Origin of the sequence: Mycobacterium sp. E796 (genome assembly GCF_001672815.1) — a bacterium.
GTDB lineage: Bacteria > Actinomycetota > Actinomycetes > Mycobacteriales > Mycobacteriaceae > Mycobacterium.
Window position 1 is genome coordinate 1 of record NZ_LZKK01000075.1, and the last position, 7,194, is coordinate 7,194.

The following is a 7,194-nucleotide window of genomic DNA, read 5'->3' on the forward strand; positions in this document are numbered from 1 at the left end:
AACTCTCCTACCCCTGACTACTCTATTTTTCCTAAGGCACCAGCCCCCCCGAATCAACCACGCCCACCACCCCGACGAACTCCTCAACCAAGACCCCGACCCACCCGACGAAAACGAACGTTGAGCAAGTGAACCCGCGGTGCCACACTGAACGCGTGCCGCCGCACCGCGACCTCGCTGCGTACAACGATCGCGCGCCCGAGTACGACCACGGGTGGCGGGGCAAGCTGCACCATGAGATCACCGACCGCACCGCCGATCTCGCGGTGGCGGCCATCCCCTCTCCCGGCAGCGTGCTGGACGTGGGATGCGGAACGGGCCATCTGTTGCGCACCCTGGCCCGCCGCTACCCGGATGCCCGGCAACTTTGCGGCATCGACGCCGCACCCCAAATGATCGCGACTGCAAGCGCTTTCGACGACGACACTCGGCTGAGCTTCGCGGTTGGGGTGGCCGAAGACCTCGACTACCCCGACGGCAGTTTCGACCTCGTCGTCAGCACGACATCGTTCGATCACTGGACGGATCAACAGGCCGGGCTCGCCGAATGCGCGCGGGTGCTGCGACCCGGTGGTTACCTGGTGCTCGTCGACCAGTTCTCGCTGTGGCTGCTGCCGACCCTGGCCACCAGCCGGCGTGGCAAGGCCCGCACCCGAGGCCGCGCCACGGCGCTGCTGCTGCGCGCGGGGTTTCGTTCCCCGCAATGGCACCGGCTGTACGCGCTGATCATCAATGGCGTGACGGCGACTAAGCCAGCGTGAAGGGCAGGAAGCTGCCGTCGAGCACGTTCAGGTGCCCGATCGTGCGCCCGGTGACCACGGCCGGGTCCACCAGCGCCAATTCGACCGCCGCGCGCGCGAATTCATCGGCGGGCGCGGTGTCCACGAATTCGCGGGCGTAGTAGGCCAGGCCGGGCGTCAGGATCGGTTTCGACGGCGACAGCGCGTTCACCGCGATGTTGTGGTCGGCCAGGTCGTATGCCGCGCACTGCGTGAGATGCTCGAGTGCCGCCTTGGATCCGCCGTAACCGGGCAGGACGCCGCCGCTGCGGTCGGGATAGGGTCCGTCGCCGGGCATCCGCGACGCGACCGAGGTGATGTTGATGATCGAGCCGCCGCCCGCGTCGAACATGTCCGGACACACCAGCTGCATCAGCTCGTAGGCGGCGAACACCGCGATGTCGAAATGGCGGCGAAACGCCTGCAACGGGGTGCTGACGAACCCCGGCCAGCCGGGCTTGGCGCCGCCGCTCGCGGCCCTGGGCGGTTTCGCGCGCGGTTGCGAGCCGGGGACCGGTGGCCGGCCGGGCGCGGTGAAGGCCGCGTTGTTGACCAGAATCGTGATGGGCCCCAACGCCTCTCGCGCCTCGGCCACCAGCCGTGCGACGTCGTCGCGGTCAGTCAGGTCGGCGCGGATCGCCACGGCGCGCCCGCCGGCCCCCTCGACCTCGGCGACCGTCTCGCCGATGGTGCCGGGCAGCCGGTCGTCCCACACCTGTTCGGTGCGCCCGACGACGGCCACCGCCGAGCCCTCCGCGGCCAGGGCCAGCGCGATCGCCCGGCCCAGCCCGCGGCTGGCGCCGGTGACGATCGCGGCCCGCCCCGCCAGCCGCCCCGTCATCCCGTCACCCCGTGCACGACGATGGCGGTCGTCTGCTCCACCCAGGTGTCGTCCAGCTCCTCCTCCGGCCGCAGCAGCATCCGCAGCATCGTCGCCCCTCCGATCAGCTCGATCAACCGATCCGGGTCCACGTCGGGATGCGCCTCACCCCGGTCGATCGCCTCGCGCAGCCGCACCCGCACCGCCGTGAACACGCCGGCGAAGCGCGACATCACCCGGGCGTTCAGGGCCGGGTCGGCGGTCATGTCGGCCACCAGGCCGGGCAGGGCCGCGCGGACCACCGGCGTGGTGAACACGTCGCGGGTGGCCTCGATCATCATCCGCACGTCGGCGGCGATGTCACCGGCCGGCGCCTGCAGCGCGGTGGGTGCCGTCGGAAACGCCGCCTCGTGCACCAGTTCCGCCTTGCTCGACCACCGGCGATACAGTGCCGATTTGGTGGTTCCGGCGCGCTCGGCGACCGCGGCGAGGCTGAGGTTCGAATAGCCGATCTCCACAAGCAGTTCCGCGGTCGCCGTGAGGATGGCCGAGTCGATGCGCGGGTCCCGGGGCCGCCCGGCGCCCGGGGCCTTGTCAAGGTAAGACGGGTCTGCTTTCATAACGCTACCTACCGTATCGTAATTGCCTCACGGAAGTCTCGAAGAATGGAGGCACCTTAATGTCGAAAACGTCGAACGAACCTGTGCTCGACAAAGTCGACCGACTTCAGCGCTCCAGCCGGGACGTCACAAAGCTGCCCGCCGTGATGTCGCAGTGGCTGTCGACCGTGTTGCCGGGCGGGGTCAAGCCGCAGGTGACGGTCGAAAGCGGCGTGGACGCGACCGGCATGTCGTCGGAAACCATCATCATGACCGCACGCTGGCAACAGGACGGCGAGCCCATCGAGCAGCGACTGGTGGCGCGGGTGGCGCCGGCCGCCGAGGACGTGCAGGTCTTCCCGACGTATCGGCTCGACCACCAATTCGAGGTGATCCGCAAGGTCGGCGAACTCACCGACGTGCCCGTCCCGCGCGTGCGCTGGCTCGAGCCCACCGGCGACGTCCTGGGCACGCCCTTCTTCGTGATGGATTACGTCGAGGGCGAGGTGCCGCCCGACGTCATGCCCTACACGTTCGGCGGCAACTGGTTCGCTGACGCCCCTGCCGAACGCCAGCGCGCACTGCAGGACGACACGGTGGGCGTGCTGGCAAAGTTGCACGCGATCCCCAACGCCGAGAAGACATTTGGGTTCCTCTCCCCGCAAGACGGCGACACGGCGCTGCGCCGGCACTTCAACTGGGTCCGCGAGTGGTACGACTTCGCGGTGCCCGACATCGGCCGATCGCCGCTGCTGGAGCGGACTTTCGCGTGGCTGGAAGACAACTGGCCGGACGAAGCCGCCGCGGCCGAGCCCGTCCTGCTGTGGGGCGACGCGCGGGTGGGCAACGTGCTGTATCGCGACTTCGCGCCGGTCGCGGTGCTGGACTGGGAGATGGTGACGCTGGGACCGCGCGAGCTCGATATCGCGTGGATGATCTACGCGCACATGGTTTTTCAAGAACTCGCAGGCCTCGCGACGCTGCCCGGGTTGCCCGACGTGATGCGCGAGGACGACGTCCGCGCCACCTATCGTCAGCTCACCGGGGTGGAGGTGGGCGACCTGCGCTGGTTCTACGTCTACTCCGGGGTGATGTGGGCCTGCGTGTTCATGCGCACCGGCGCGCGCCGAGTGCACTTCGGCGAGACCGAGAAGCCCGACGATGTCGAATCGCTGTTCTACCACGCCGGATTGATGCGACGTTTAATCGCTGACAGCCTTCTCGGAGAGGATCAGTAATGCTTGGCCCGCTTGACGAGTTCCCGGTACATCAGGTTCCCCAACCGATCGCGTGGGCCGGTTCCTCGGACCGCAACTTCTACGACCGCTCCTACTTCAACGCTCACGACCGCACCGGCGACATCTTCGTGATCAGCGGCATCGGCTACTACCCCAACCTCGGCGTCAAGGACGCGTTCTTCCTCGTCCGGCGCGGGGACACGCAGACGGCGGTGCACCTGTCCGACGCCATCGACCAGGACCGGCTGAACCAGAACGTCAACGGCTACCGCATCGAGGTCAGCGAACCGCTGCGCAAGCTGCGTTTGGTCCTCGACGAAACCGAGGGCATCGCAGCCGATCTCACGTGGCAGGGCCTGTTCGACGTCGTGCAGGAACAGCCGCACTTGATGCGGTCCGGCAACCGGGTGACGCTGGACGCGCAGCGCTTCGCCCAGCTCGGTTCCTGGAGCGGCCGCATCGCCATCGACGGCGAGGAGATCGCCGTCGACCCCGCGACCTGGCTGGGCAGCCGCGACCGGTCCTGGGGCATCCGGCCCATCGGCGAGCCCGAGCCCGCAGGCCGGCCCGCCGACCCGCCGTTCGAGGGCATGTGGTGGCTCTACGTGCCGATGGCGTTCGACGAGTTTGCGATCGTGCTGATCATCCAGGAGGAGCCCAACGGGTTCCGATCGCTCAACGACTGCACCCGGGTGTGGCGCGACGGGCGCGTCGAGCAGCTGGGCTGGCCGCGGGTGAATATCCACTACCGCTCGGGCACCCGCATCCCGACCGGGGCCACCATCGACGCGACCGCGCCGGACGGCACCCCGGTGCACTTCGACGTGGAATCCAAGCTGCCCGTGCCGATCCACGTCGGCGGCGGCTACGGCGGCGATTCGGATTGGCTGCACGGCATGTGGAAGGGCGAAAAGTTCGTCGAGCGGTTGACTTACGACATGACCGACCCGGCCATCATCGCGCGGTCCGGCTTCGGCGTCATCGACCACGTGGGCCGCGCGGTCTGCCGCGACGGCGACGACGACCCGGTCGAGGGCTGGGGCCTGTACGAGCACGGCGCACTGGGCCGCCACGACCCGTCGGGCTTCAAGGACTGGTTGACGGTCGCGCCCTAGCCCTTTCGACCCAACTCGTCCACGATCTCCGACAGCGTTTGGAGCCCGATCGGCGACGGCTGATACAGGCACACGGTGTCCGAGACGCCGTCGACGCGATCCCGGATGTGGGCGGCGATCTCCCTGGGCGTCCCGCAGGCGGCGATGGTGTGCAGTACCTCGTCGTCGATGAGCCCGCCCATCTCCTCCCAGCGGCCCTGTTTGGACATCGCGTTGAGCTCGGGCTGCAGGTCTTCCCAGCCGTGCGCGGCCAGCACCGGCCGGTACGCGGGGGTCGACCCGTAGAAGGCCAGCAGCCGCCGGGTGCTCGCGTCGGCCCCCGGCTCAGAGCCGGCCGACACGATGATCTCGGGAACGACGGCGAATTCCTCCGGCCGCCGGCCGGAAGCACGCAGGCCGTCGCGCACCGCGGGCATCGTGTGCTCGTGCAGGAAACGCTTGGAGCCGAACGGCATCACCAGCAGGCCGTCGGCGTGCTCGGCGGTGGCGCGGGTCAGCCGCGGCCCCAGCGCGCCGACGTAGATCGGCGGCGGACCGTATGGATTCGGGCCGGGGCTGAACGTCGGCGTCATCAGGGTGTGCCGGTAGTAGTCGCCGCGAAAGTCCAAGCGCCCGCCGGTGTTCCAGGCCTCGAAGATCGCGCGCAGGGCCGCGATCAACTCGGTCATGCGGGCCACCGGGTGTTCGAACTGCGCGCCGAATCGCTTCTCGATTTGCGGACGAATCTGGGTGCCCAGGCCGAGGAAGAACCGCCCCCCGCTCAGCAGCTGGTGATCGTTGGCCTGGTGCGCCAGGTGGATCGGGTTGCGCGGAAACGCGATGGCCACATTGGTCATCAGGTCCAGGCCGCCCACCGTGGCGGCCAGCGTCAGCGGGGCGAACACGTCGTGCGGACCCTCGAAGGTCGCGACACCGCTGGCCCCGGCGTCGCGCAGCGCCCGCGCGCGCCCGGCCGCGTCCATCGGCCCGTACAAGGCCGTGAAGACTCTCATCTGCCCACCTTGACCGCGTACTTAGACCGGCAATGGAAATTTATCCTACGAAATCGTCAAAATGCTGTTGACTAGACGGCGTGACAATGCCGCCACCGGTCGTCGACGTCGTCGTGGTCGGTGCCGGATTTGCCGGGCTGTCCGCCGCGCGCGAGCTGACGCGGCAGGGCCACGACGTTCTCGTCTTCGAGGGACGGGAACGGGTCGGCGGCCGCTCGTACACCGGCAGCGTCGCCGGGCTGCCCGCCGATCTGGGCGGCACTTTCGTCGGCCCGACCCAAACCGCCGTCCTGGCGCTGGCGGCCGAGCTCGAGGTGCCGACCACTCCCACCCACCACGACGGCAAGAACGTGATCCACTGGCGCGGCTGGGCCCGCCCCTACCGCGGCACCATCCCACGCGTGTCGCTGACGGGACTGCTCGACATCGGTCGGCTGCGTTGGCAATTCGAGCGGATCGCGCGCAGCGTCCCGGTGGCGGCGCCGTGGGACGCCCGCCGCGCCCGCGAACTGGACGGCATGTCGCTGGGCGGATGGTTGCGCTCGGTGCGCGCGTCTGAGTCCTCCCACGACCTGATGGCCATCGTGGCCCGGGTGACGTGGGGGTGCGAACCCGACGAGGTGTCGATGCTGCACGCCGCCCGCTACGTGCACGCGGCCGGTGGGCTGGACCCGCTGCTCGACGTCGAAAACGGTGCCCAGCAGGATCGTTTCCCGGGCGGCACCCAGCAGATCGCCGAGGCCGCGGCCGCCGAACTCGGCGCGCGCGTCGTGCTGGGCGCGCCGGTGCGGCGCATCGAGCGGCACGGGGCGGGCGTCACCGTCACGACCGACGCCGGCTCGGCCGAGGCCGGGTTCGTCATCGTCGCGGTCCCGCCGGCCCACCGCGCGGCGATCGAGTTCGCTCCCCCGCTGCCCGCCGAATACGAACAACTCGCCGCCAATTGGCCGCAGGGCCGGCTCAGCAAGGCGTACGCGGCCTACGAGACGCCGTTCTGGCGCGCCGACGGGTTTTCCGGGCAGGCGCTATCCGACCAGGGCCCGGTGTTCATCACCTTCGACGTCAGCCCGCACCCCGACGGCCCGGGCGTCCTGATGGGCTTCGTCGATGCCCGCGCGTTCGACTCGCTGCCCACCGAGCAGCGCCGCCGCGACACGTTGCGTTGTTTCGCATCGCTGTTCGGCGACGAAGCGCTCAAGCCCCTCGACTACGTCGATCAGCGTTGGGGCGCAGAGGATTTCGCTCCGGGTGGCCCGACCGCGGCGGTGCCGCCGGGCTCGTGGACGCGATTCGGGCCGTGGTTGCGCGCGCCGGTCGGGCCGATTCACTGGGCCGGCACCGAGACGGCGGACGAGTGGACCGGATTCCTCGACGGCGCCGTCCGGTCCGGGCAGCGGGCGGCCGCCGAGATCGCCGCCCTGCTATGAGCTGATCCGGCGCACCCGCGCGTCGTGGGTCACCGATTCCACCAGGCCCCGCAGGTGGCGGTTCACCTCGCGCGGCTGTTCGAGCATCGAGCAGTGGCCACCGGGCAGCTCGACCAGGCCGACGACGTTGGGCGCGGTTCGAGCGATCCTGCGGGACTGGCCGATTGGTGTCAGGCGGTCGCGCTCGCTGCCGATCACCAGGGTCGGCACCGTCAGCCCGTCCA

8 protein-coding genes are annotated in these 7,194 nt (G+C 69.6%); 4 read left to right on the top strand and 4 right to left on the bottom strand.

Annotated features, from left to right (window positions below):
- Positions 1–155 precede the first annotated feature (155 nt).
- Complete coding sequence (locus A5706_RS06650; protein WP_068128412.1) at positions 156–761, top strand: class I SAM-dependent methyltransferase; 606 nt, start codon at positions 156–158, stop codon at positions 759–761.
- Here A5706_RS06650 and A5706_RS06655 read toward each other — a convergent pair.
- Positions 748–1,620 carry an SDR family NAD(P)-dependent oxidoreductase gene (locus A5706_RS06655; RefSeq protein WP_068128414.1) on the bottom strand — a complete coding sequence of 291 codons (873 nt, stop codon included), beginning with the start codon at positions 1,618–1,620 and terminating at the stop codon, positions 748–750. The two genes, A5706_RS06650 and A5706_RS06655, sit on opposite strands and share 14 nt — an antisense overlap.
- Positions 1,617–2,219 (bottom strand): TetR/AcrR family transcriptional regulator, encoded by a 603-nt coding sequence (locus A5706_RS06660; protein WP_068128416.1) that lies wholly within the window; start codon positions 2,217–2,219, stop codon positions 1,617–1,619. Before A5706_RS06660 ends, A5706_RS06655 begins: the two co-directional genes overlap by 4 nt.
- Before the next feature lie 59 nt (positions 2,220–2,278).
- On the opposite strand from A5706_RS06660, the gene A5706_RS06665 reads away from it, so the two are divergent.
- Positions 2,279–3,436, top strand: coding sequence for a phosphotransferase family protein (locus A5706_RS06665; protein WP_068128418.1), 1,158 nt, complete (start codon positions 2,279–2,281; stop codon positions 3,434–3,436).
- The gene (locus A5706_RS06670; protein WP_068128420.1) at positions 3,436–4,551 is read left to right on the top strand and encodes a hypothetical protein; all 1,116 of its coding nucleotides are present in this window, start codon (positions 3,436–3,438) and stop codon (positions 4,549–4,551) included. The genes A5706_RS06665 and A5706_RS06670 overlap by 1 nt, the downstream gene beginning before the upstream one ends.
- On the opposite strand, the gene A5706_RS06675 is transcribed toward A5706_RS06670, so the two are convergent.
- Positions 4,548–5,543: a TIGR03617 family F420-dependent LLM class oxidoreductase gene (locus A5706_RS06675; protein ID WP_068128422.1), complete on the bottom strand. Its 996-nt coding sequence runs from the start codon at positions 5,541–5,543 to the stop codon at positions 4,548–4,550. The two genes, A5706_RS06670 and A5706_RS06675, sit on opposite strands and share 4 nt — an antisense overlap.
- A gap of 80 nt (positions 5,544–5,623) precedes the next feature.
- Here A5706_RS06675 and A5706_RS06680 point away from each other — a divergent pair, with 80 nt between their 5' ends.
- The gene (locus A5706_RS06680) at positions 5,624–6,970 is read left to right on the top strand and encodes a flavin monoamine oxidase family protein (protein ID WP_068128424.1); all 1,347 of its coding nucleotides are present in this window, start codon (positions 5,624–5,626) and stop codon (positions 6,968–6,970) included.
- Here the strand turns inward: A5706_RS06680 and A5706_RS06685 are convergent.
- A partial coding sequence (locus tag A5706_RS06685) for an alpha/beta fold hydrolase (RefSeq protein WP_197517765.1) occupies positions 6,965–7,194 on the bottom strand: 230 nt, incomplete at its 5' end. The genes A5706_RS06680 and A5706_RS06685 overlap by 6 nt on opposite strands.

Coding starts and splice junctions, on each gene's coding strand:
- A5706_RS06675 (WP_068128422.1), bottom strand. CDS start 5,543: ATGAGAGTCTTCACGGCCTTGTACGGGCCGATGGACGCGGCCGGGCGC.
- A5706_RS06660 (WP_068128416.1), bottom strand. CDS start 2,219: ATGAAAGCAGACCCGTCTTACCTTGACAAGGCCCCGGGCGCCGGGCGG.
- A5706_RS06665 (WP_068128418.1), top strand. CDS start 2,279: ATGTCGAAAACGTCGAACGAACCTGTGCTCGACAAAGTCGACCGACTT.
- A5706_RS06670 (WP_068128420.1), top strand. CDS start 3,436: ATGCTTGGCCCGCTTGACGAGTTCCCGGTACATCAGGTTCCCCAACCG.
- A5706_RS06655 (WP_068128414.1), bottom strand. CDS start 1,620: ATGACGGGGCGGCTGGCGGGGCGGGCCGCGATCGTCACCGGCGCCAGC.